Source organism: Bifidobacterium sp. N5G01 (genome assembly GCF_002742425.1).
GTDB lineage: Bacteria > Actinomycetota > Actinomycetes > Actinomycetales > Bifidobacteriaceae > Bifidobacterium > Bifidobacterium hominis.
Genome location: NZ_NJNP01000001.1, coordinates 638882 through 662065, shown reverse-complemented (window position 1 = coordinate 662065; position 23184 = coordinate 638882). Strand labels below are relative to the sequence as shown.

At 58.4% G+C, this 23184-nt stretch carries 20 protein-coding genes and 3 tRNA genes; 21 read left to right on the top strand and 2 right to left on the bottom strand.

What is annotated here, in order from left to right:
• The 9 genes from CE168_RS02905 (at position 1) to CE168_RS02860 (ending at position 8533) form a co-directional block, all read left to right on the top strand.
• Positions 1-76: transfer RNA gene (locus tag CE168_RS02905), tRNA-Thr, on the top strand.
• Positions 77-143: 67 nt separating this feature from the next.
• A tRNA-Leu gene (locus CE168_RS02900) sits at positions 144-224 on the top strand.
• A 431-nt stretch (positions 225-655) separates the two neighbouring features.
• Positions 656-1663, top strand: a complete 1008-nt coding sequence (locus CE168_RS02890; RefSeq protein ID WP_099571023.1) for an AEC family transporter — start codon at positions 656-658, stop codon at positions 1661-1663.
• A 361-nt stretch (positions 1664-2024) separates the two neighbouring features.
• Positions 2025-3722 (top strand): glucose-6-phosphate isomerase, encoded by a 1698-nt coding sequence (pgi, locus tag CE168_RS02885; RefSeq protein WP_003836153.1) that lies wholly within the window; start codon positions 2025-2027, stop codon positions 3720-3722.
• A 540-nt stretch (positions 3723-4262) separates the two neighbouring features.
• Positions 4263-4628, top strand: a complete 366-nt coding sequence (gene rplS, locus CE168_RS02880) for a 50S ribosomal protein L19 (RefSeq protein WP_099571022.1) — start codon at positions 4263-4265, stop codon at positions 4626-4628.
• Between the two features lie 119 nt (positions 4629-4747).
• The gene (gene lepB, locus CE168_RS02875; protein ID WP_099571021.1) at positions 4748-5398 is read left to right on the top strand and encodes a signal peptidase I; all 651 of its coding nucleotides are present in this window, start codon (positions 4748-4750) and stop codon (positions 5396-5398) included.
• Positions 5398-6177: a ribonuclease HII gene (locus CE168_RS02870; protein ID WP_099571020.1), complete on the top strand. Its 780-nt coding sequence runs from the start codon at positions 5398-5400 to the stop codon at positions 6175-6177. Before lepB ends, CE168_RS02870 begins: the two co-directional genes overlap by 1 nt.
• 161 nt (positions 6178-6338) lie before the next feature.
• Complete coding sequence (locus CE168_RS02865; RefSeq protein WP_236824302.1) at positions 6339-7031, top strand: ABC transporter ATP-binding protein; 693 nt, start codon at positions 6339-6341, stop codon at positions 7029-7031.
• On the top strand, positions 7028-8533 hold the full coding sequence (locus CE168_RS02860) for an ABC transporter permease (protein WP_099571018.1): 1506 nt from the start codon (positions 7028-7030) through the stop codon (positions 8531-8533). The genes CE168_RS02865 and CE168_RS02860 overlap by 4 nt, the downstream gene beginning before the upstream one ends.
• A gap of 47 nt (positions 8534-8580) precedes the next feature.
• On the opposite strand, the gene CE168_RS02855 is transcribed toward CE168_RS02860, so the two are convergent.
• Positions 8581-9525, bottom strand: a complete 945-nt coding sequence (locus tag CE168_RS02855; RefSeq protein ID WP_065437693.1) for an AEC family transporter — start codon at positions 9523-9525, stop codon at positions 8581-8583.
• Between the two features lie 138 nt (positions 9526-9663).
• On the opposite strand from CE168_RS02855, the gene dapE reads away from it, so the two are divergent.
• The 12 genes from dapE (at position 9664) to rplA (ending at position 22167) form a co-directional block, all read left to right on the top strand.
• The gene (dapE, locus tag CE168_RS02850) at positions 9664-10860 is read left to right on the top strand and encodes a succinyl-diaminopimelate desuccinylase (protein ID WP_099571178.1); all 1197 of its coding nucleotides are present in this window, start codon (positions 9664-9666) and stop codon (positions 10858-10860) included.
• Positions 10861-11348: 488 nt separating this feature from the next.
• Complete coding sequence (locus CE168_RS02845; protein ID WP_180753665.1) at positions 11349-14216, top strand: Rne/Rng family ribonuclease; 2868 nt, start codon at positions 11349-11351, stop codon at positions 14214-14216.
• A gap of 152 nt (positions 14217-14368) precedes the next feature.
• Positions 14369-14677, top strand: a complete 309-nt coding sequence (rplU, locus tag CE168_RS02840; protein WP_003836136.1) for a 50S ribosomal protein L21 — start codon at positions 14369-14371, stop codon at positions 14675-14677.
• Positions 14678-14716: 39 nt separating this feature from the next.
• A complete protein-coding gene (gene rpmA / locus CE168_RS02835) occupies positions 14717-14968 on the top strand; it encodes a 50S ribosomal protein L27 (RefSeq protein ID WP_099571017.1) in 252 nt (83 codons plus the stop codon).
• A 196-nt stretch (positions 14969-15164) separates the two neighbouring features.
• The gene (obgE, locus tag CE168_RS02830) at positions 15165-16856 is read left to right on the top strand and encodes a GTPase ObgE (protein ID WP_099571016.1); all 1692 of its coding nucleotides are present in this window, start codon (positions 15165-15167) and stop codon (positions 16854-16856) included.
• 80 nt (positions 16857-16936) lie between these two features.
• Positions 16937-18070, top strand: a complete 1134-nt coding sequence (gene proB, locus CE168_RS02825) for a glutamate 5-kinase (RefSeq protein WP_099571015.1) — start codon at positions 16937-16939, stop codon at positions 18068-18070.
• A gap of 111 nt (positions 18071-18181) precedes the next feature.
• Positions 18182-19405: a pyridoxal phosphate-dependent aminotransferase gene (locus CE168_RS02820; RefSeq protein ID WP_099571014.1), complete on the top strand. Its 1224-nt coding sequence runs from the start codon at positions 18182-18184 to the stop codon at positions 19403-19405.
• Positions 19406-19631: 226 nt separating this feature from the next.
• Positions 19632-19707 (top strand) — tRNA-Trp (locus tag CE168_RS02810).
• Between the two features lie 33 nt (positions 19708-19740).
• Positions 19741-19968 (top strand): preprotein translocase subunit SecE, encoded by a 228-nt coding sequence (gene secE / locus CE168_RS02805; protein ID WP_003836126.1) that lies wholly within the window; start codon positions 19741-19743, stop codon positions 19966-19968.
• 24 nt (positions 19969-19992) lie between these two features.
• A complete protein-coding gene (gene nusG, locus CE168_RS02800) occupies positions 19993-20802 on the top strand; it encodes a transcription termination/antitermination protein NusG (protein ID WP_099571012.1) in 810 nt (269 codons plus the stop codon).
• Between the two features lie 226 nt (positions 20803-21028).
• Positions 21029-21460 carry a 50S ribosomal protein L11 gene (rplK, locus tag CE168_RS02795; RefSeq protein ID WP_022245020.1) on the top strand — a complete coding sequence of 144 codons (432 nt, stop codon included), beginning with the start codon at positions 21029-21031 and terminating at the stop codon, positions 21458-21460.
• Positions 21461-21474: 14 nt separating this feature from the next.
• A complete protein-coding gene (rplA, locus tag CE168_RS02790; protein ID WP_004220116.1) occupies positions 21475-22167 on the top strand; it encodes a 50S ribosomal protein L1 in 693 nt (230 codons plus the stop codon).
• A gap of 196 nt (positions 22168-22363) precedes the next feature.
• Here rplA and CE168_RS02785 read toward each other — a convergent pair whose 3' ends face one another.
• Positions 22364-23143, bottom strand: a complete 780-nt coding sequence (locus tag CE168_RS02785; RefSeq protein WP_099571011.1) for a PucR family transcriptional regulator — start codon at positions 23141-23143, stop codon at positions 22364-22366.
• Between the last annotated feature and the right edge of the window lie 41 nt (positions 23144-23184).

The window sequence follows — 23184 nt, the reverse complement described above, 5'->3', positions numbered from 1 at the left end:
GCCACTTTAGCTCAGTCGGTAGAGCGGCTCACTCGTAATGAGCAGGTCGACAGTTCGATTCTGTCAAGTGGCTCCAGTGCCCTAGATGTGAAAGCATCTAGGGTTTTGCATATCAGGAGCATTTCGCTCCGGTATGGCTACTTGCGCGAGTGGCGGAATTGGTAGACGCGCAGGATTTAGGTTCCTGTGTCTTTGACGTGTGGGTTCAAGTCCCATCTCGCGCACTTGCAGAAAATGGCGGCAGCCTGCCTGTTCTTGGCCATCGCAGACCATTCAATAAGCCTTTTTGAGAACATTTTGAGAACATTTCGCACGTTTGCGTCCCGATTTCTCCAGTGACTGGGGGATTTGGGACGTTGGGGAGCCTGCGAGCGGGTGGATTGTTCCAGTGAATGGGGAATCAGGACGTTGAGAGGCGCGCAAGCGGGAGGATTGTTCCACTCACTGGGGGATTCGGTGCGCTTAGGGGCTTGTTGGCGGGATGATTCCTCCAGTGAGTGGATGTTTTTCCCGCTGGGGTGGCTTTGGGCGGGTGGATTCTTCCAGTGGGTGGGAAATTAGGGCGCGGCAGGGAGTCGGCTTGGTGGTGGGGGATGCTCCTAAGATGACTGTGGGTAGGAAGAGGAAGAGAAGCTTAAGGATTAGGGGGAGTGTTGTGTCTGCACTGATTCAGCCTGTTGCGTTGCTGCTGATTATCCTTGCCGGATATTTGTTCAAGCGTGCCGGTCTGTTCAAGGATCGCGATTATCGCATTATGCAGACCGCTATTTTCAATTTGGTGCTGCCGGGTGCGATCGTCTATTCGTTTGCTACGAATCCGCATGATTCCAGCCTGTTGCTGATTTCGCTGTTCGGCCTGATCGTTGCGTTCATTCCGCCGGTCGTGGTTTTCCTGACGTCCCGCCATCGTCCGGTGCAGGATCGCGCGTTCATGATGTTGAATGGCTCCGGCTTCAACGTTGGCTGCTTCTGTTTCCCCGTAGTGCAGGCTTTTCTTGGCACAGGCGCGATCGTGCCCGCCGCCATGTTCGACATTGGCAATTGCGTGATGGTTGCCGCCGGCACGAATGTGATGACGCAAACGCTGTTGCATATCAAGCCTGGCACGCCGCTTATCGAGCAGTATCAGGGCAATGCGCCCACGCTCCCGCATGTGAAGCTGAAAGACAAGGATGCCAAGTGTCTTGCCCGCAAGGCTTTGGCCCGCAATGTGTTCAAGGGGTTCTTCGGCTCGGTTCCGTTCGATACGTACTTGGTGATGATTATTCTCACGCTCGTTAACGTGAAGATTCCTGACATTATCGCCACGCTTGTGCAGCCGCTTTCGAACGCGAATTCGTTCTGCGCGATGCTGATGGTGGGCATGCTTATGGATTTGCCGTCTGGCAGGCAGGATGTGTTGAAGCTTCTCAAGGTGATTGGTTGGCGACTGCCGTTCGGTATTGCGTTTGCCGCTGCGGCTTGGCTGCTGCTTCCGTTCAGTGCTGAGATTCGTGAGACGGCCGCCATGTGCTGTCTGGCGCCGATTGCCGTGTTTTCCACGCTGTTTACCGACAAGGTGCTTGGCAATGCGAAGCTTGCTGGTTTTACGCTGTCGATTACTGCGATTATCAGTTTGCTGATGATGACCGGCGCTCACTTCTTGTTCGTCGCGCTCGCATGAGAGCGGCAAGAAGATTTTTACCGGGGCCCATGCTGAGCGCTTTGGTCTGGTCGGGTTCTGCGGTGGGGATTTGGTGCCGGCGTACGGTCGATTGCGTAGAAGTGTGACGAAGGCTTACGGCGGAACTGTGCATACGATTTCAGTAAGCGTCAAAAGTATGCTTGGCGAAGATGGAAGTGGTCGGAACCGCGCTATATTGCGAATCCTAGCGAATGTGTTAACTCGGGAAACATTTTTGTGTTGTTCTGTCTTATTTTGTGAGTATCTTGTGAGGTGAAGAGATACGGAATGCGACGTACGGAAATCTACGAAGATCCGTAGCTTGTTCCGCTTCATAGTGATGATGAAAGGACCTAATACCATGGCCATCAATCCTCCTGTTGACGCCACCAAGACCCCGGAGTGGGCCGCACTGCAGAAGCACTACGATGAGCTGCAGTCCGAAGGCATCAGCCTCAAGCAGTGGTTCGCCGATGACGCCGAGCGCGTCGAGAAGCTGAGCTTCGATGCGGGCGACCTGCACTTCGACCTATCCAAGAACCTGATCAAGCCGGAAACCCTGCAGCTGTTCGCGGACCTCGCCAAGGCCGTCAAGCTCGACGAGCGCACCAAGGCCATGTACACCGGCGTGCACATCAACAACACCGAAGACCGTGCCGTGCTGCACACCGCACTGCGCCGCCCGGCCGAAGACGAAGGCAAGTACATCGTTGACGGACAGGACACCGTCAAGGACGTGCGCGAAGTGCTCGGCCGCATCTACGCCTTCGCAGACAAGGTTCGCTCCGGCGAATGGACCGGCGTTTCCGGCAAGAAGATCGAAACCGTGGTCAACATCGGCATCGGCGGTTCCGACCTGGGTCCCGTCATGGTGTACGAAGCGCTGAAGCCGTACGCTGACGCAGGCATCTCCGCACGCTACATTTCCAACATCGACCCGAACGATTTGGCTGAAAAGACCAAGGGCCTCGACCCGGAGACCACTCTGTTCATCGTTGTTTCCAAGACCTTCACCACCTTGGAAACCCTGACCAACGCTCGTGAAGCCCGCACCTGGCTGCTCGACGCCCTCAAGGCTGCCGGCGCAGTCGACGGCTCCGACGAGAAGAACGCCGAAGCCATCAAGAAGCACTTCGTCGCCGTCTCCACCAACCTGGAGAAGGTCGCCGAGTTCGGCATCGACCCGGCCAACGCCTTCGGCTTCTGGAATTGGGTTGGCGGCCGCTACTCCGTGGACGCCGCCGTCGGCACCTCCCTCGCTGTGGTGTTCGGACCGGAACGCTTCGAAGAGTTCCTGCACGGCTTCCACGAGATCGACGAATACTTCGCCAACACCCCGTTCGAGAAGAACGTGGTCGTGCTGCTCGGCATGCTGAACGTGTGGTACCGCAACTTCTTCAAGGTCGCCTCCCACGCCGTGCTGCCGTACGACCAGTACCTGCACCGCTTCCCGGCCTACCTGCAGCAGCTGACCATGGAATCCAACGGCAAGTCCGTGCGTTGGGACGGCACCCCGGTCACCTCCGAAACCGGCGAAATCTTCTGGGGCGAGCCGGGCACCAACGGCCAGCACGCCTTCTACCAGCTGATCCACCAGGGCACCCAGCTGATCCCGGCCGACTTCATCGCGTTCGTGAACACCCCGAACCCGACCAAGGACGGCGATCAGGACGTGCACGAGCTGTTCCTCGGCAACTACTTCGCACAGACCAAGGCTCTGGCCTTCGGCAAGACCGCTGACGAAGTGCGCGCAGAAGGCACTCCGGAAGAGATCGTTCCGGCCCGCGTGTTCACCGGCAACCGCCCGACCACCTCCATCTTCGGTGTGGCACTGACCCCGTTCGCACTCGGCGAGCTCATCGCCCTGTACGAGCACATCACCTTCGTTGAAGGCACCGTGTGGGGTCTGGACTCCTACGATCAGTGGGGCGTTGAGCTGGGCAAGCAGCTCGCCAAGCAGATCACCCCGGCCATCTCCCAGGATGACGAGGCTCTGGCTGCTCAGGACGCTTCCACCCAGTCCCTGATCCAGTTCTACCGCGCAAATCGCAAGTTCTGATTTCTAGGGAAACCGGAACGCTGCGTTCAGCGACGTGCATAGCGCCGTAGCGCAATAACTTCCAAAGGGCTCTGCATTTCGGTCCAGAGCCCTTTTCATTACCCCTGAATCATCATTTTCAAATATCCAAGTTTTGCATTTCGTGCGAAATCAGCACCATGAAGTTCTGCATATCGTACATGGAAGTAGCGTTTTCCGCAGAAAATAGCCATTCTTTAAATAATCAATCATCAAGAACTTTTGCGGCGAGTTTTGGACGGCATGAGGTCTGGTGGATGAGGTATTTTTGAATATTGCTATGCCGGGACTCAGGACGCCGCATAATCCTGAATCCCTTCGGGTCCAGCCGAAAACGATCGCAAGATTGAGTGGAATATTGCACGAACGCAAACTTTGCGAACGCAAGTTGCCGCGATTTTCGGCGGATTGGCAATCCTTCGCAGGCAGACCTGCGAAGAACATACCAGGCAGAACGATTTTGCGAAAATCGTGAAGCCCTTACCTGTGCGCTGATATGCGGCGGCGACTCGAGGAAACACAATGGTTAACGCTATTGAGGCATTTGACGCCAAGCACATGAAGCCGGCCGAGGAAATCCCGGCATTCCGTCCGGGTGACACCGTTGAAGTCAACGTGAAGATCCAGGAAGGCAACAACTCCCGTATTCAGGCCTTCACCGGCGTTGTGATCGCTCGTCAGGGCGGCGGCGTTCGTGAAACCTTCGTTGTGCGCAAGATCAGCTTCGGCACCGGTGTGGAGCGCCGCTTCCCGCTGCACTCCCCGGTCATCGACTCCATCAAGCTGGTCCGCAAGGGCCGCGTGCGTCGTGCCAAGCTGTACTACCTGCGCAACCTGCGCGGTAAGGCCGCTCGTATCGCCGAGCGCCGCGACAACTCCGAGAAGTGAGTTTCAAACGCAAATAAAGCGTGAAATTGGCCCTCAGCCTTACGGCAGGAGGGCCTTTTGCTATTCTTGGCCGCTATGATAAGGGTCAGTGTGCAAACCGGACGATAAAGGAATCATGTATGAAGCATGCCGAAGAAAAAAACAATAGCGGCGAAAGCTTTGGCTTGCGCGACACCCTGGTTTGGTGCGGAATTCCTATTATTGTCGTGCTGCTGATACGTGTTTTCCTGATCGGATTCTACGTGATTCCTTCCGAATCCATGATGAACACCATCGAACCAGGCGACCGAGTGATCACCTCGAAACTCACCCCGAAAGTCTTCGACCTGAAACGCGGCGACGTGGTGGTGTTCAAAGACCCCGACCACTGGCTGCAGCAGGAAGACAACAGCAAATTCGGCGGCGACTACCTCATCAAACGACTCATCGGACTGCCAGGAGACACCGTAGCTTGCGAAGGACCGGGCAAGCCGATCACCGTCAATGGCGTGGCGATTGACGAAAGCTCATACATTCGCCCAGGCGTGGACCCCAGCTCATTCGCGTTCAGCGTGACCGTGACCGAAGGACACGTGTTCGTTATGGGCGACAATCGCGCCAATTCCGCCGATTCTCGCTACCATCAGAACGATTCCTCACATGGACTCGTGCCTATTTCCGACGTAGTGGGTGTTGGACTCGCGAGATATTGGCCATTGAACCGTATCAGCGGGCTCGATTCGCACCATGAAGTGTTCGCCGACGTTCCGGAAGGAGGCTCGGCGGTCTGATGGCGGTTTCCGTAATTCCCACATTGGATTTGGAACGCGCTATTGCCGAACAGGGCTACGATGTGATCGTCGGCTTTGACGAGGTAGGGCGTGGATCTCTCGCAGGGCCGGTAATGGTTGGTGCGGCTGCGATTTGGGCGCGTGACTTGGATGGGTCGGCTGGAGCTTCGCAAGGAGACTCGCAGGAATCTTCGCCTCTGGAAGTGCCGAAAGGCGTGGCCGACTCCAAAATGCTGACCGAACACAAGCGCGAAGCCATCTTCGACGAACTCGAACAATGGTGCGCCGCATGGGCGGTCGGAGCAGCCTCCAATACGGAAATCGACGAATGGGGTATTTCGTACGCACTCGGCGTGGCGGCACTGCGGGCGCTCGCCGAAGCGGAACGCAAGCTTGGCATTGGCGGGAGTGGATCTGCTGGAATTGCAGGATCTTCTGAATCATCGGAAGCGTTGAACAATCTGAAAATCGGCGCGATTCTTGACGGTCCGAACGACTACATCACCAAAGCACTCAACACCTTCGACGCGCCCGACGTGCCAATTCCGGCGGACGTGACCTGCAAAGTCAAAGGCGACCGGCATTGCGCGACCGTGGCGACGGCGGCCGTCATCGCCAAAGTCACACGAGACCGACTCATGGTCAAACTCGCCGCGCAGCCGCAATATGCGCCTTACGAATGGGCCAACAACAAAGGCTACGGATCGGCGGCCCACCGCGAAGCCATCGCCGAACATGGACCCAGCGACCTGCACCGCCTTTCCTGGCACCTCGTCTGACATACGGCATCTCATCCGCAGTCCGCGATTACGCTAATCCTTGCGGATGATGCATGCCGGAAGGAAACCTGTAAGTTCATCCCGCCGTCTGATGGCCGGCACCAATCCGTTTCCGTACCGTAGGAAACATGGAACACATACTTCAGGCGACCGATCTGGTCATGGATTATTCGACCCAACAGGCGACACCAAATGCCACACACATGCTGGCGCTCAATCACGTGGATTTCGGCATCCAGGCAGGCGAAAGCATCGCGGTCATGGGACCGTCCGGTTCCGGCAAATCGACGTTACTGCACGCACTCGCCGGCATCATCACCCCGACAGCCGGCAATGTGATGTTTCGCGGTGCCAACCTGGCGCGGTTGAGCGACGCTGACCGTACCAAACTGCGCCGCAGCGCCTTCGGTTTCGTCTTCCAATCCGGACAGCTGCTGCCGGAACTGCCGGCCATCGAAAACATTGCGTTGCCGATGATGCTGGGCGGCGCAAGCTACCAGCAGGCCACCGACACGGCCATGCTATGGCTGGAACGATTGGGATTGCGCCAGCTCGCGCAACAACGTCCCGGCGAAATGAGCGGCGGCCAGATGCAGCGCATCGCCATCGCACGTGCGCTCGCCGCGCAGCCGGCAGTCATCTTCGCCGATGAACCGACCGGCGCGCTCGACCAGACCACCGGCCACGAAATCATGAGCATTCTCATGCGGACCGCACGACAGACCGGCGCGGCCGTGGTCGTGGTGACGCACGATTCGAATGTGGCCGCATTCTGCGATGCCACCGTTACCATGCGTGACGGCAGGCTGAGCTCGCCGCAGCAATCCCAACCTACCGCCGGAGACGCACGATGAACATGTTCCGATTATGGCGATTGTTCCACCGCTCCGGCACCCGCGGCACATCCGGCCGCACCTCTGCGCTGGCCGTCGTTGCCTTCGCATCCGCCACCGCAGTCTTCCTAACCGTGCTCGGAGGCCTGCATGGCTTCATCTGGCGGGCCTCCGCCGACCACACGTTCGGTTGCATGATCGATTCCAACAGGTGCGCGCCCGGTACATACGAAACATGGTCCAAAGCCCTGGCGCACGTCGACAAGCTCGTCGCCACGGTCGGCGACGGCCATTGGACGGCCGACCAGGCCACAGCCGTCATGAACACCTATTCCGACGGCTATGTGATGCTCGCCGCATTCGCCAGTCTGCTACTCATCGTGCCGTTCGTGGCGCTCGCCGGCTCGGCGGCTCGTCTCGCGGCCTCCCGCAGGGACGCACGTCTCGCCGCACTGCGACTTGCGGGCGCCACCACCGCGCAGGTCACGAAACTCACCGTGCTCGATGCGGGTGGCCAGGCTCTGCTTGGCGCGCTGGTCGGCATGGCCGGCTACTTCGCGCTGATACCGGCGATCATGCTGCTCGACTTCCAAAACCAGCATTTCACCTTCGAACAGTTGTGGGTGGGACTGCCTGCTCTGGTGGCCGTGACCGTCGGAGTCACGCTGCTTGCCTTGGTCTCCGCGCTGGTCGCCCTACGCCGCGTGGCCTTCACCCCGCTTGGCGTGACGCAACGTACCGGACAACCCATGCCGTCCGCATGGCGCGCACTGATTTTCCTTGCCGTGTTGGCCGTAGGCTACCTGCTGCTCAACAGCGTCTCCGCATTCGCGCACTTGGGTCAGATGGTGGTCTACGCCATCATCTTCGGCGTCTTCTTCCTCGGTTTCGCCATGGTGAACGTCGTCGGTACCTGGGTGGTGGCGATGCGCGCCAGATCGCGTGCGAAACACCCGAAGGACGCGGCCACTATGATTGCCATGCGCCGTATCCTCGACAATCCCAAGCGTGCTTGGCGCAACGTGTCCGGTGTGGCGCTCGCTGTGTTCATCGCGGGGATGACGTCGGTGTGCGGATTGCTCGCCACCGGAATCGGAGGCAACCACGACCCGTTCGACCCATCTATGCTGTACATGCGCGATATAGCGATGGGTGGTTTCCTGACGCTCGCCTTTGCCGCGGTGCTCGCCGCCGTCAGTTCCGGCGTGATGCAGACGAGCAACGTCTACGACCAGGCCGACGAGTACCGCATGCTTGCGTTGGAAGGCACGGATGAGGCGACGCTCGACAAGGCACGCATGATGGAAGTGATCACCCCGCTCAACACGGTGATGGCCGTTTCGTTGGGGTGCTCGGTGTTGTTGCTGTTTCCGATTCTGGCAACGTCGTTGCTCAATCCGGCTTCGTTGCTTACGTTGGCCGCGGGAATCGGCTTGTGTTATGCGTTGATGGTGCTCGGAGGGTGTGCCGCGAATCATGCGGCGCACGGGCTCGGTCATGCCGGCTACCGTACGGACGATTGATGGCCTCGCCGCGGCGGTCGTGGATACCGCGGCAAGGACTGGCGAGGTCAGCCGAGCAGCACCGCGATGATTGCGATGAAGATCGGTGAGGTCAGTGTCGAGAAGAGAATGCCGTCGCGTGCGAACGAGAGACCCACGTTGTACCGCGCCGCGTAGTTATAGACGTTCTGCCCGGTCGGTAGGGCGGCGAGCACCACGCACGCGTACAATGTGGCGCCGCGGAAGCCCATCACGAAATACGACAGCAGGAACGCGATGATTGGCATCACGATGTTCTTCAACGCCGCTACCGTGAACACCGCGGGAATGTTCGACTTGTCCTGCAGCGGCTTCGTGCCGTGCAACGACATGCCGAATGCCATCAGAATCATTGGCACTGCGGAATCGCCGATCATGTCGATCGGATCGTAAATACAGTCCGGCACCACGAAATGACCGGCTTTTGCGGAAATCGCGGATACGGCGATGCCCAGCAGCGAACCGATAAGCAGCGGCTGATGCAGCGGCTGCTTCAGAATCTCCCTCGTGGAGACCTTGCCTTTGGTGGTCACATCGAGCACGGTCAGGCCGATCGGTGTGAACACCGCCTGTTGCATGACCAGAATCGGCGCGACCAAAGCGGGATTGCCCAGAATGTATGTGGCGATCGGCAGACCGATGTTGTTGGAGTTCAGATACAGCGAATTCAACGCGCCGATGGTGGCATCCGCCGCCTTCAGATGGAAGAACAGCCTATTGAGGATCAGAAACACCAATCCGACCAGCACGGCCGAGAAGAACGCCACGACAATGGAGGAGTGGAATATCTCGAAGATTCTCTCCTTGGACAGGATGGCGAACATCAGGCACGGGCTCGATACGAAAAAGCTGAACCTGTTGAGTACCATCTGCGCGGTAGGTCCGCCTATGCGCATGCGCGCGGCCACGTAACCGGTGCCGATGACGATGCCAATGACGCAGAAGCCTTCCAATGCGCTTAACAGACCCAGCATGACAATCTTCCTTTCGCTCTCGGCCGTTGGTTTGGCCGCTATCCAGTGTTGCACCATGCATATGGATAACATCCGACCCGTCTCAAAAGCGTTGTTGAACGGCGATGTCGGTTCCGGTGGTGCTGGATAATGGACGGTATGAACGAACTTGAGATTGGATTTTCCGCTTCCGCCACCAGGCAGGAGCAGCTGAACGGGCTGATGGAACAGATCATGGGCTCCTATTCCGTGAGCGACGACGAAGGCCCTCTGACCGATGCCGTCGAAGTGTTTCTGAACAAACAGCAGCATCTGACAGTGCGCAGGCATGGCGATACGCTGGTTGCGTCCACGAATTTCGGACGTGAACGCCGCGTGATTCTCGCCGGGCATCTCGACACGGTGCCGGTGATCGACAATTTTCCGCCGCGATGGCTGGAACCAGGTGATCCGCTGATTCGCGAGGATGTTGCCGACGGCCATGAGCATGAGCGCGTGATATGGGGGCGTGGCGCCACCGATATGAAGGGTTCCGACGCGGTGATGCTCTATTTGGCGGCCACGTTGACGGATGCGAAATACGATCTGACATACGTGTTCTACGATCACGAAGAGGTTGCTGCCGAACAGAACGGCCTGCGTAAGGTGGTTGAGGCGCATCCTGATTGGATTTCCGGCGATTTTGCGATTATTGGCGAGCCGACCGATTGCGGTATTGAGGGCGGTTGCAATGGCACGATGCGTTTCGACGTGATCACGCACGGCATTGCGGCACATTCGGCACGCGCGTGGATGGGCAGGAACGCCATTCATGCGGCCGCAGAGATTCTGAACCGGCTGAACGCGTATGAGAATCGTGCGATCGAAGTGGATGGCCTCGCGTACCAGGAGGGGCTAAATGCCACGCTGATTTCAGGCGGCAAAGGCACGAATGTGATCCCCGACGAATGCCGCGTGCACGTCAACTACCGTTTCGCACCGGACAAATCACTGGCTGAGGCGAAGGCGCTGATGATTGGCGCGGATGCCGGTGCGGAATTGGGCAACGGCGAGCATGTTGCCACGGGCGGCGTGTTCGAAGGCTTCGGCATTGAAATGAAGGACGAGTCGCCTTCCGCGCGCCCGGGGCTGACGTCGCCGCTCGCGCAGTCGCTGGTGGAATTGGTGCGCGAGCGCACTGGGCGTGAGCCTCTGGCCAAGCTTGGCTGGACGGATGTGGCGCGATTCTCGATGCTGGGCATTCCCGCAGTGAATCTAGGCGCGGGCAGTCCGTTGCTGGCACACAAGCACGACGAGCAGCTGCCGGAATCGGATTTGCTGTTGATGACCAATCTGCTTGAAGACTGGCTAAAGTAGCCGTTTCGTGACTGACGGCTGTCTGCTTGACTTGCTGATTTTGCTTGCTTTGGATTGAAATAATCAGAGATAATCAGAGATAATCAGATTTCTGCATTTGCTGTCTGCGCAAGTCTCGTCCCGTGTCTGCACAAGTCGGGAATAAGGCCTGATTGTGACTTGTGTAGACGGGAAATGCAGGTTGCGCAGGCGCAGATTGCGACTTGTGCAGACGGGGCCTGGGATTTGCGGGCGGGGAACGTGGGAGTCGGAAAATTTCCCGTCATGTCATGTTCCGTTATTTTTTGTGCCATACTTATAGACGGTGGTTCTGCAAATCACCAATGCATCCGATGGCGTTGATCCCCTCGCGTGAAATTCATGTGTGCCCGCGAGCGCCGGTGTCCGCCGTCGCATGATGAAGACTTTTGACGGAAGTTGCTTCCTACGGGCGCCATGATGCGCGGCCACGGTGAGAGCGTGGTGTGAGAACCGTATGAGGCCTAAGCATGGACGGCGCGATTGCAGCGTGCCGTCGAGGAGTCATTGTGCCTGATATCAATGAGGGCTTCGATCAGGTCGAAGCCGCGGCATCGCCTGAGCATGCCGTGAATGTTGTGAAATTCGAATCGTCCCAGTCCGATTCTGCGCCGCGTCGCCGTCGTGGCGGTCGTCGTGTGGTGCGTGGGGTTGGAGCTGCCGGCGCGTCTTTGGAATTGAAGGTCGAGGAGCATGCCGCGACCCCGCTGTTCGAAGAGCCGAAGTTACCGGTTGCGCAGCCTGTGCATGGTGTTGGCGACGACGCTGTTTCCAGTGATGATGGCGATTCCGATGGCGTGTCTCGCCCGTCTCGTCGCCGTCGTCGTTCGGCCCAGTTCGACGATGATGTTCGTGAGATTGCCGATGAGCAGTCGACACATACTCGTCGCCGCCGCGCGGTGCAGGTCGAGGATGAGCGTGATGAGGATCGTCCTCGTCGTCGCCGTCGTTCCGTTGAAGATGCGGATGAGTATGGCGAGATGCCTCCTCGTCGCCGTCGCAGTGCCGTCGATGATTCCCGCGATGAGGAATCGTATGAAGAACGTGCGCTTGATGCGGTCGATATGTTGCCGGAAGGCCATGAGGTCCGTCATAATCCGCGTCCGATGATGTCGCTGCTGTTCCAGGAGCCGGTTTTGCCGTCTGCTGCGGATTCTCGTGACGGGTCCGATGACGATCGTGACGATTCCCGTGGATCTCGCAATGATCGCAATATGCGGGATCATGACGATGCGCAGGATGAGGACCGTCCGACCCGTCGCCGTCGCCGTCGTAATCGTGACGTTGCCGACGAAGAGCGTTCCGAAGGCAATCGCAGTGAACGCAACGATCGTGACAATCGTAATGATGATGCGGAAAACGATGAGGAAGGCGGATCTCGCAAGTCCCGTCGTTCCCGTCGTTTGAACGCGCAGGAACGTCGGGCTGCGGCCGAGGTCGAGCAGATTGAAGAGGATTTGATCCTCGACGATATCACGTACGCGCCTATCGACGACGAAACACGTGGCAATCGTGGTGACGATGATGATGACGAGCAGCCGACGCGCACCCGTCGTCGCCGTCGTGGTCGTGGCAATCGTGAGGAAGCTGACGAACAGCAGCAGGAGAACGTCGAAGGTGAGTCTCGCCGTCGCCGTGAGGAGGATGACGAGGAAGAGGGCACGGTGACCCGTCGCCGTCGCCGTCGCCGTGGCGGCGCGAAGACCGAGGAGCAGGAGGAGCCGCTCGTACGCCGTTCCCGTAAGCAGCAGTACATCGACGAGATTACCGATGTCGAGGGTTCGACCCGACTTGAGGCCAAGAAGCAGCGTCGCCGTGACAATCGCCGCGAACGTAGCCGCCAAAGCCAGCTCATGGAACAGGATTTCCTGGCTCGCCGCGAGCATGTGGACCGTCTGATGGTGGTGCGCGAGCGTGAACGCCACACGCAGATCTCCGTGATCGAAGACAATGTGCTTGTCGAACATTACGTGTCCGACATTCAGGAAGTCGCCACCGTGGGCAACATCTATCTTGGCCGCGTGCAGAACGTGTTGCCGAGCATGGAGGCCGCGTTCGTCGACATCGGTCAGGCTCGTAACGGCGTGCTGTATGCGGGCGAGGTGAACTGGGATTCCGCACGTTTGGAAGGCCAGCCTCGCCGCATCGAACTCGCGTTCAAGTCGGGAGACCCTGTGCTTGTGCAGGTCACCAAGGATCCGATTGGGCACAAGGGCGCACGACTGACCTCGCAGGTGACTCTCGCGGGCCGTTTCCTGGTGCTCGTGCCGTCCGGTGGCATGACGGGCGTGAGCCGCAAGCTTAGCGAGCGCGAGCGTTCCCGCCTCAAGAACATCGTGTCGAAGGTCGCTCCGAAAGACATGGGCGTGATCATTCGTACCGCTGCAGAAGGCGCTTCCGAAGAGGCGATCACCAAGGATCTCGAAAGCTTGGTGCGCCAGTGGGAACGCATCACCGCCAAGCGTGACGAATTCCTGCATGGCAAGCGTCCGAAGCTGCTGCAAGGCGAACCGGACGTGGCGATCCGCGTGGTGCGAGACATCTTCAACGATGACTTCTCCAAGATGATTGTTGAAGGTGAGCGCGTGTACGGCCGTATCGAGGAATACCTCGACACCATGGCTCCCGACTTGAAAGACAAGCTTGAAAAGTGGGATCCGGCCGAACATGAAGGCAAAGACGTGTTCGACAAGTGGCAGATCGACTCCCAGCTGCGCAAGGGCATGGAACGTCAGGTCTACCTGCCGTCGGGCGGCTCGATCGTGATCGACCGCACCGAAGCCATGACCACCATCGATGTGAACACCGGCCGTTTCATCGGCCGCGGCAAGAGCCTTGAGGAGACGGTGACCCGTTGCAACCTCGAAGCTTCCGAAGAGATCGCACGTCAGCTGCGCCTGCGTGACATCGGCGGTATGGTGATGATCGACTTCGTCGACATGGTCATGCCGGCCAACCGTGATCTGGTGTTGCGCAGACTGGTGGAATGCCTGGCCCGCGACCGTACCAAGCATCAGGTGGCCGAAGTCACCTCGCTTGGCCTGGTGCAGATGACGCGAAAGCGCATCGGACAGGGCTTGGTGGAGGCCTTCTCCGAGGAATGCCCGACCTGCAAGGGTCGCGGATTCATTCTTCACGACGAGCCAACCGTGTCCGCGGATTATGACGATCCGTACGCCCTGAAGGGCGGTGACCCGTTCGTCAAAACCAACAAGCATGGTCACGGCACGGACGTGCAGGTGCCGAAAGGCTCCTCGCCGGACGTGAAGGCCAAACTCGCGCAGATCGCGGCGGCGGCTGTAGCAGCCAACAATGCGGAACTGGGCGAGGAGATATAGAAGAATAAATGATTATTCCGGTCTGTCAACCTGACACGCCGGGAACAGACTTGCGGTTGTACGCGGGTATGTGTAGATTAGATTGCTGGTGTCTGGCCGCGAGGCTCGAACGTGCCGGGCAGTAAGCTTTCCAAGTTAATAAAGGAACGGATATGTACGCGATTGTGAAGGCCGGCGGCCATCAGGAAAAGGTTGAGGTCGGTGACGTCATCTACGTCAACCGTCTCGAGGCTAAGAAGGGCGAAACCGTGGAATTCCCGGTTGCTCTCGTTGTGGACGGCTCCAAGGTTGTCCTCGGTGCCAAGGATCTCGCCAACGTCAGCGTCAAGGCTGAGGTTGTCAACGATGAGGCCAAGGGTCCGAAGATCAGCATCATGAAGTATAAGAACAAGACCGGCGTTGCTCGTCGCAAGGGCCATCGCCAGCAGCTGACCGCTGTCAAGATCACGGCTATCGCCTGATTGACGCAGGGTTAGAGTCAAGGACCGAAAGGAACAGACATGGCACATAAGAAGGGCGCGTCCAGCTCGCGCAACGGTCGCGATTCAAACGCGCAATACCTCGGTGTGAAGAAGTTCGGCGGCGAAGCTGTCGTGGCCGGCAACATCATCGTTCGTCAGCGTGGCACTAAGTTCCACCCGGGCGAGAACGTCGGCATGGGCAAGGACCACACCCTGTTCGCCCTCAAGGACGGCAGCGTGCAGTTCGGCGTTCGTCGTGACCGCAAGGTCGTCGACGTGATCGCCGCCTGAGATACGCGCAATCAACGCTTATAAGATAAAGCCGCGCCCGTTGTGGACGCGGCTTTTCTTTATTTTGATGATCGCTGAGGATTGTTTTCCTCCAGTCCGTCCCAAACGTCACGTAACGTTGCATGCAGAACATGCATGCAGACTTGCGAACGGACAATAAATCGGACCGTTTCGAACAAACGATTAAGGTAGATACATGAGTGATTTCGTCGATCGCGTGACCGTCCATGTGAAGGGCGGCGACGGCGGCAACGGTTCCGCCGGCATCCGTAGAGAAAAATACAAGCCGTTGGCAGGCCCGAACGGCGGCAACGGCGGTGACGGTGGTTCCGTGATCTTCATGGCCGACCAGAACGCCAACAGCCTGCTCGATTACCGTTTCATGCCCCACCGTGAGGCTGGAAGCGGCACCATGGGCTTGGGAGATACCAAAGACGGTTCCAAAGGTGCCGATCTGATTCTGCCAGTTCCCGTGGGCACCGTGATTTTCGAAGCCAAAGGGCCGCAAGGCAAGCCCAAGCATCCGGGCGAACAGCTCGCCGATCTGCGCCACGCCGGAGACAAGTTCGTAGTGGCGGCCGGCGGCAACGGCGGCCTTGGCAACGCCGCACTGGCCAACCGCACACGTCGTGCTCCAGGCTTCGCGCTCTTGGGTGAGCCGGGTGAGGAACGAGATGTCATCCTCGAACTCAAATCCATCGCCGACGTGGCTTTGGTGGGCTTCCCGTCCGCAGGCAAATCCAGTCTGATCGCCGCCATGAGCTCCGCCAAGCCGAAAATCGCCGACTACCCGTTCACCACACTCGTGCCGAATCTTGGCGTGGTCATGGCGGGAGACATGCGTTACACCATCGCCGACGTGCCAGGCTTGATTCCGGGAGCCTCGCAAGGCAAAGGCCTCGGCCTTGAATTCCTGCGCCACATCGAACGCACCGAAATCATCGCCCACGTAATCGACTGTGCCACGCTGGAACCCGACCGTGATCCGATGAGCGACTACAAGGCGCTCGAACACGAACTGGCCGAATATGCAGACAAGCTGGAACTGCCATTGGGCGCGATCCCAATCCCCGAACGCCCCCGCATCATCATCCTCAACAAGGTCGATATGCCGGAAGCCAAGGAATTGGCTGAATTCGTCAAACCGGAATTCGAAAAACTCGGCCTCAACGTGTATGTCATCTCTACTGCATCCCATGAAGGTTTGAAAGAACTCAACTGGGCGTTGGCAGCCATGGTCTCCGACATGCGCAAGGAAGTCGCCAAACGCGAACAGGCCGAAGAAGAGGCGCGTGTGGTCATCAAGCCGCTTGAAGAGCCTCGCAATCGTCGCCGTCGCAACGACGAAGGCGGCACCGCGCTTGACTTCACCGTGGAACGCAAGGAAGCCGGCAACGGCGACGTCTGGTATGAAGTGCTTGGCACCAAGCCGGAACGTTGGGTCATGCAAACCAACTTCGACAACGACGAAGCGGTCGGCTACTTGGCAGACCGCCTCGCCAAGCTCGGCGTTGAAGACGAACTGCGCAACAAGGGCGCCAAGCCGGGTGACGAAGTACGCATCGGCAAGGGTGCGCGAGCCGTGGAATTTGATTGGGATCCGACCATTGCGGCAGGTGCGGAAATGCTCGACGGCGCCCAGCTTGGCGCACGAGGAGTCGACCTGCGACTGCAGGAACAGGACGGCCGTTCTCAGCGCCGCACCAACGCGGAACGCCGCCGCCAATACCACGAAATGATGGACGCACGCCAGGCCGTGCGCGAAGCCATGATGGCCGAGCGCAAGGCCGGACACTGGGCCGATCCTTCCGTGGATGACGACCGACACGACGAAACCAGCCTCTTCGGACGCGGCGAAACCACCGAATCCGAAAACGTGGAACAATAGAAGCAGCAATACGCCCGCTGATGTGCCGATCGGCATATCAGCGGGTTTTCTTTTCGGCCATTCGAACGCCTGGAGGAACCATGAACACGCCATCGCAAGCCCAAGTGCGCCGAGCCATCGCCGAAGCGCAAACCATCGTGGTGAAAGTGGGATCCAGCTCGCTGACCAAGCCAAGCGGCCACCTCGATCCGGAACGGCTCAACGCGCTCGTGGCGGCCATCGCACGCGTACGACTCATGGGCGGGCGCGTGGTGCTCGTCTCCTCCGGCGCCATTGCAGCCGGATTCGGCCCCCTTGGCTTTGAAGCGCGACCAACAGATGTGGCTGACCAGCAGGCATGCGCGGCCGTAGGCCAAGGCCTGCTCATGGCACAATACGAAAACGCCTTCGCGCGCTACGGACTGCGCGTCGGGCAGATCCTCATCACCGTATCCGACACCATCGCGCCACAACAATACCGCAACGTACGACGCACTCTCGAAAGACTGCTCGACCTGGGCGCGGTGCCAATCATTAACGAAAACGACTCGCTCGCATCCAACGAAATCCGATTCGGAGACAACGACCGCCTCTCCGCATTGATTGCCAACATCGTTGTCGCCGACGCCCTCGTACTCCTCACCGACGTGGACGCGCTCTATACGGCGCCCCCAAGCGAACCCGGGTCGAAACGCATCAGCTACGTGCCGAACGTGGAAGATGCGCTCGCCAATGTGCAGGTCGGCGGCACAGGCTCAAATGTGGGCACCGGCGGCATGGTCACCAAAATGGAAGCAGCCCGTGTGGCGGCAGTTTCCGGCATTCCTGCAGTGCTCACCTGCGCGTCGAACGCAGGCCCGGCCATGATGGGAGACCCGGTCGGCACCGCATTCGCACCAATCAACGACCGTGGCTCTTCGCGCCGCCTATGGATTGGCTTCGCGGCCCACCCGCAAGGTACTCTGGTGGCCGACGCGGGCGCGTCCAACGCGGTGCGTGGGGGAGCGGCCAGTCTGCTCGCAGCCGGCGTGCTTGAGGTGAAGGGCGATTTCGCCGCCGGAGACGCGGTGTGGATCGACAACGAAGTGGGAGAGCATCTCGCAAAAGGCCTTGTAGGATTCGACTCCGAAGAGATCCCGCAAATGCTCGGCCGTAATACCGCCCAGCTCAAGCGTTTCCTCGGCGAAGAATACGCCCACCCCCTAGTTCACCGCGACAATCTTGTCTTAGTCTAAAAAATTTATCTGCCAGTCCCTGCCGGACACCAGATGCAGGAAAGAAAAAGGAAGCAGAACAATAGATCAAAATGTGCCGAAGGCTGTTGTTTTTCGGGTGGGAGAGTTAGCATGGCAAGCATGACTATGGCTGACTGGCAGACTCTTTCCGAACGTATTAACCACGTGGCTCCGAGCGCTACTCTGGCCGTTGATTCCAAAGCGAAAGCGATGAAAGCCGAAGGAATCGACGTCATTGGATTTGGCGCGGGCGAGCCGAACTTCCCGACTCCGGCTCCGATCGTCGCAGCTGCGGCCGAAGCGGTGCAGGATCCGAAAAACTATCGTTACACCCCAACGGCAGGTTTGCCGGAACTGCGTAAGGCGATCGCAGAAAAAACGTTGCGCGATTCCGGTTACGAAGTCGATCCGAACCAGGTTATCGTAACCAACGGCGGCAAGCAGGCCGTGTACTCGGCATTCCAAATCCTGCTTGATGAAGGCGACGAAGTCATCATTCCGACGCCGTATTGGACGAGCTATCCGGAAGCGGTGAAACTGGCCGGAGGCGTGCCTGTCGAAGTGTTCGCCGGTGCCGACCGCAATTTCGAACCAAGTCTTGAAGATCTCGAAAAAGCGCGTACCGAACGCACGAAAGCCATCATCGTGAACACGCCGAACAATCCGACGGGTGCCGTGTGGAAGCCGGAAACCGTCAAGGCGATTGGTGAATGGGCTGTGGAACATCATGTGTGGGTGATTTCCGATGAAATCTACGAGCATCTCAACTACGATGGCGCAAAAACCACGTACGTCGGCGCTGCAGTGCCCGAAGTGCGTGGCCAGCTGCTGGTACTCAACGGCGTGGCCAAAACGTATGCCATGCCCGGTTGGCGTGTCGGTTGGATGATCGCTCCTATCGACGTGGCCAAGGCCGCGTCCAAGCTGCAGGGGCATATGACGTCCAACGTGAACAATATCTCCCAACGTGCCGCAATCGCGGCCGTGTCCGGCTCGCTCGATGCCGTGTACGAGATGCGCGAGGCTTTCGACAAGCGCCGTCAGACCATCGTTGCCGCGTTGAACGATATTGAGGGTGTGAACTGCCCGACGCCGACCGGTGCATTCTATGCGTTCGCCGATGTGAGCGCCCTGCTGAACAAGCCGCTTGGCGCAAGCAAGGCCTCCTATGCGAGCACGTCCGAGCTGGCTGCGGCATTGCTTGACGAAGGCCATGTGGCGGCCGTTCCAGGTGAAGCGTTCGGTGCTCCTGGCTACTTGCGATTCTCGTATGCGCTTGCCGACGACGATTTGGTCGAGGGCATGAAACGCATGAAGCAGTGGGTCGAAGCCTGATACTGACCTGACTGAAACTTTTCGTACGATTCGCACCACGGTGACATGCCGGGTGCGAATCTTTTTTTCGTTGGAAAATAGCGGTTTTGAGAGGTTTTTTAAAAAACTGGTTGGACTAAGTCGCAAATACCCGCTATTATTTCGACTTGGCGGTTTTGCCGCTTACTTCTTGCGTGGTTTTTCGCATAAAATCCTCGCCAGCAAGTAGAAACGGCAGAGTACACCTAGGGAAGTGGCGCAATTGGTAGCGCAACGGTCTCCAAAACCGTAGGTTGTGGGTTCGAGTCCCGCCTTCCCTGCCAAGCTTCTTGCAACAAGCTCAGCGGAGGATTATTATGGCGAAGGCAAAAAATAGCGAAAAGGCCGTTAAGCCGAACATCTTCATGCGAATTGGCTTGTTCATCAAACAGATTATCGACGAACTCCGCAAGGTCGTGACCCCGACCAGCAAAGAGCTGTTCTTCTGGGCGCTCGCCGTGTTCATTTTCGTGCTGTTCCTGATGGCACTGGTCACCGGCATGGACTACGGTCTGGGCAAGCTGACCCTGTGGATCTTCGGCTGATCAACAACTTGAAGGTGAAACTGCATGACTGACGAAGTGTTTTCTGACAACCTCGACGAGGCTCCTGAAGCTGATCTCGAGGCCGTGGCCGCCGTTGAGGCGCTGCCGGCCGAAGGCGAAAGCGTTCAGGAAACCGCCGATGAGACCGTTGAGGCAGAGCCGACTGCCGAAGTCGTTTCCGACGAGTCCGAAGAGGGCAAGGAAGACGACGAGCAGGATGCCGGCGCCAAGGCCGTCGAAGACTTCTCCAACAGCCTGCGCACCCTCGAGGGCAAATGGTATGTGCTGCACACCTACTCCGGCTATGAGAAGCGTGTGAAGACCAACGTTGAATCCCGTGTGGCGAGCTTCGGCATGGAAGACAAGATCTTCCAGATTGAAGTGCCGATGGAAGAGGTCGAAAAGCACACTGAAAAGGGCAAGAAGGTCATCACCCGCGTGCGTGTACCCGGCTACGTGCTGATTCGCATGCTTCCGGATGAGAACGCCCGTCGTATCGTTCGTGAAACCGAAGGCGTCACCGGCTTTGTTGGTCCGACCAAGGAACCGGCACCGCTGAGCCGCAAGGAAGTCGTTTCCATGATGGCTCCGATGATTGCCTCCGAAGCGCTCAAGAAGGCTGGCGACAAGCCGGCCGCCAACAAGAAGCGCGTCCTTGAAGTCTCCTACGCCGTTGGCGATCAGGTCACCGTCACCGACGGTCCGTTCACCACCATGGCAGCTGTCGTCTCCGACGTTGAGCCCACCACGCAGAAACTCACCGTGCTCGTGTCCATCTTCGGTCGCGACACACCAGTGGAGTTGGGCTTCAATCAGGTAGAAAAACTGGCCTGAAATTTAAAATAGTAAGGATTTTGAAAGACCCCGCGCATTGCGGGGTCTTTTTTGTCTGGGGGAGTGGGCACAATAGGAAAGCTTGTGTCTGGAGGGTTTGGCGTGCCTGAACGAGGGTGCGGAATCCGCTAGCACAGCACAGCAATATACGTTGCGGAAGGAACCGGACGCGGGAGACCTACTCCGGTGCCGCTACCACCGCTTCTACAGAAAGAAGAACCATACAATGGCTCCTAAGAAGAAAGTCTCGGCGCTTCTCAAGCTCCAGATTCAGGCTGGCAAGGCCAACCCGGCCCCGCCGCTGGGCCCGGCACTGGGTTCCCATGGCGTGAACATCATGGACTTCTGCAAGCAGTACAACGCTGCCACGCAGGACAAGATGGGCCAGGTCATCCCTGTTGAGATCACCGTTTTCGAAGATCGTTCCTTCACCTTCATTCTGAAGACCCCGCCGGCGGCAGCTCTGCTGAAGAAGGCTGCGGGCATCCAGAAGGGTACCGAAAACCCGCTGACCCACAAGGTCGGCTCCGTCACCAAGGCCCAGGTCCGTGAGATCGCCGAAATCAAGATGGCTGATCTGTCCGCACGCGACGTCGAAGCCGGCATGAAGATCATCGAGGGCACCGCCCGCTCGATGGGTATCACGGTTACCGACTGAGAGGAGAGGGACAAATGGTAAAGCGTTCCAAGAAGTACCGCGAAGCTTCTGAGAAGATCGATCGCAACAATCTTTACACCGCCAACGAAGCCATCGCTCTCGTCAAGAGCATGCCGGAGTACAAGTTCGATCAGACCGTTGAGGCCGTGCTGCGCCTGAACGTCGATCCGCGCAAGGCCGACCAGCTGGTCCGCGGTTCCGTCAACCTGCCGAACGGCACCGGTAAGACCGCCAAGGTCCTCGTGTTCGCCCGTGGCCCGAAGGCCACCGAGGCTCTCGAGGCTGGCGCCGACATCGTCGGTGACGATGATCTCGTGCAGAAGGTCGCCGACGGCTTCCTTGACTTCGATTCCGTGGTGGCTACCCCGGACATGATGGGCAAGGTCGGCCGCCTCGGCCGCGTGCTCGGTCCGCGTGGCCTCATGCCGAACCCGAAGACCGGCACCGTGACCATGGATGTCACCAAGGCCATCAAGGACATCAAGGGCGGCAAGGTCGACTTCCGCGTCGACAAGAACGGCAACCTGAGCTTCCTCATCGGCAAGCTCTCCTTCACCGAGCAGGCTCTCGACGAGAACTTCAAGGCTGTTGCCGACGAAATCAAGCGTCTGAAGCCGTCCACCGTGAAGGGCCGCTACGTCACCAAGGCGACCATCACCTCCACGATGAACCCGGGCGTCCCGGTTGATCCGACGGTCATCGCCTGAGCAATATAGCTTGCAAATAGCTTCTATATAGCTTGCAAAAGACCCGCATCCTGCCTCAACGCGAGATGCGGGTCTTTTCGTATATATCTTGTGATTATCCATCTCATTTAATAAATAATGATTCTGCAATCGCTGAATATCAAGGAATTTCAATGAAACTAGATATCAGACAGATATTAAAAACAGAAAAGTAATTTCAACGATCGCGCATACGGCCGATTGCAAGCGCGGTCGTCAACACGTATGCGTCGCGCGGATCGGTCGCATCCCAACCAGTCGTTTCCGCGGCACGCTTCAAACGATAGCGCACCGTATTCGGATGCACGTTCAAATCCTTCGCGGTGTTCTCCAAAGAACTGCCGTTCCTCAAAAACGTGGAAACCGTCACAAAAGTCGGATCGTCGGGATTATCGCCATGAAGCACCCGATACACGTTCTGATACAGCTCCTCACGAGCGTAGTCATCGCCCAAAAGCGCCCTCTCAGGCAGCAATTCGTCGGCACGCAATGGGCGGGACGGCGAAGCCAAAGCGGGAGCGGCCTGCAACGAGAACAAGGTTTCACGCAACACATGCGAGGCGCCGATGACACCGGAACGTACCGGACTCAAATACACCGGCTCATCCTCGCTGAACGCGGAAATGACAGACGTGCACGTCACCTCGGCGGTGGCGGCCCCCATCTGGCAGACCAGCACCAGCAGAAAACTGCCGTACGTGCCGACGATCGCGTGCTCCCCACCCAAATCACGCACCGCATTGCGCGCGACAAGCGAAGCCGAGGCGGGACTTACCTTCGGTGTGCCGCCAATCGCAAAGCAATCGAAATTTCCGCGCCATCCGAGCACATTCATCAACGAGGCGACGCGATCATCCGTAAGATTCGTCATCAGGCATTCGAAAGCGAGCCGTTCGATAGTTGAATCGTCGGTGTGCCCTGCCAGAAGGTCGAGAATGTCTGCCTGATCGGAGTTCATAAGTGTCAAGTGTAGCCGCCTATCCAACGAATCGCTGAACA

What these genes read in the sequence shown, in the direction of transcription:
- pgi (WP_003836153.1), top strand. Translation starts at nt 2,025, where the DNA reads ATGGCCATCAATCCTCCTGTTGACGCCACCAAGACCCCGGAGTGGGCC.
- rplS (WP_099571022.1), top strand. Translation starts at nt 4,263, where the DNA reads ATGGTTAACGCTATTGAGGCATTTGACGCCAAGCACATGAAGCCGGCC.
- lepB (WP_099571021.1), top strand. Translation starts at nt 4,748, where the DNA reads ATGAAGCATGCCGAAGAAAAAAACAATAGCGGCGAAAGCTTTGGCTTG.
- CE168_RS02870 (WP_099571020.1), top strand. Translation starts at nt 5,398, where the DNA reads ATGGCGGTTTCCGTAATTCCCACATTGGATTTGGAACGCGCTATTGCC.
- CE168_RS02865 (WP_236824302.1), top strand. Translation starts at nt 6,339, where the DNA reads ATGGATTATTCGACCCAACAGGCGACACCAAATGCCACACACATGCTG.
- CE168_RS02860 (WP_099571018.1), top strand. Translation starts at nt 7,028, where the DNA reads ATGAACATGTTCCGATTATGGCGATTGTTCCACCGCTCCGGCACCCGC.
- CE168_RS02855 (WP_065437693.1), bottom strand. Translation starts at nt 9,525, where the DNA reads ATGCTGGGTCTGTTAAGCGCATTGGAAGGCTTCTGCGTCATTGGCATC.
- dapE (WP_099571178.1), top strand. Translation starts at nt 9,664, where the DNA reads ATGAACGAACTTGAGATTGGATTTTCCGCTTCCGCCACCAGGCAGGAG.
- CE168_RS02845 (WP_180753665.1), top strand. Translation starts at nt 11,349, where the DNA reads ATGGACGGCGCGATTGCAGCGTGCCGTCGAGGAGTCATTGTGCCTGAT.
- rplU (WP_003836136.1), top strand. Translation starts at nt 14,369, where the DNA reads ATGTACGCGATTGTGAAGGCCGGCGGCCATCAGGAAAAGGTTGAGGTC.
- rpmA (WP_099571017.1), top strand. Translation starts at nt 14,717, where the DNA reads ATGGCACATAAGAAGGGCGCGTCCAGCTCGCGCAACGGTCGCGATTCA.
- obgE (WP_099571016.1), top strand. Translation starts at nt 15,165, where the DNA reads ATGAGTGATTTCGTCGATCGCGTGACCGTCCATGTGAAGGGCGGCGAC.
- proB (WP_099571015.1), top strand. Translation starts at nt 16,937, where the DNA reads ATGAACACGCCATCGCAAGCCCAAGTGCGCCGAGCCATCGCCGAAGCG.
- CE168_RS02820 (WP_099571014.1), top strand. Translation starts at nt 18,182, where the DNA reads ATGGCAAGCATGACTATGGCTGACTGGCAGACTCTTTCCGAACGTATT.
- secE (WP_003836126.1), top strand. Translation starts at nt 19,741, where the DNA reads ATGGCGAAGGCAAAAAATAGCGAAAAGGCCGTTAAGCCGAACATCTTC.
- nusG (WP_099571012.1), top strand. Translation starts at nt 19,993, where the DNA reads ATGACTGACGAAGTGTTTTCTGACAACCTCGACGAGGCTCCTGAAGCT.
- rplK (WP_022245020.1), top strand. Translation starts at nt 21,029, where the DNA reads ATGGCTCCTAAGAAGAAAGTCTCGGCGCTTCTCAAGCTCCAGATTCAG.
- rplA (WP_004220116.1), top strand. Translation starts at nt 21,475, where the DNA reads ATGGTAAAGCGTTCCAAGAAGTACCGCGAAGCTTCTGAGAAGATCGAT.
- CE168_RS02785 (WP_099571011.1), bottom strand. Translation starts at nt 23,143, where the DNA reads ATGAACTCCGATCAGGCAGACATTCTCGACCTTCTGGCAGGGCACACC.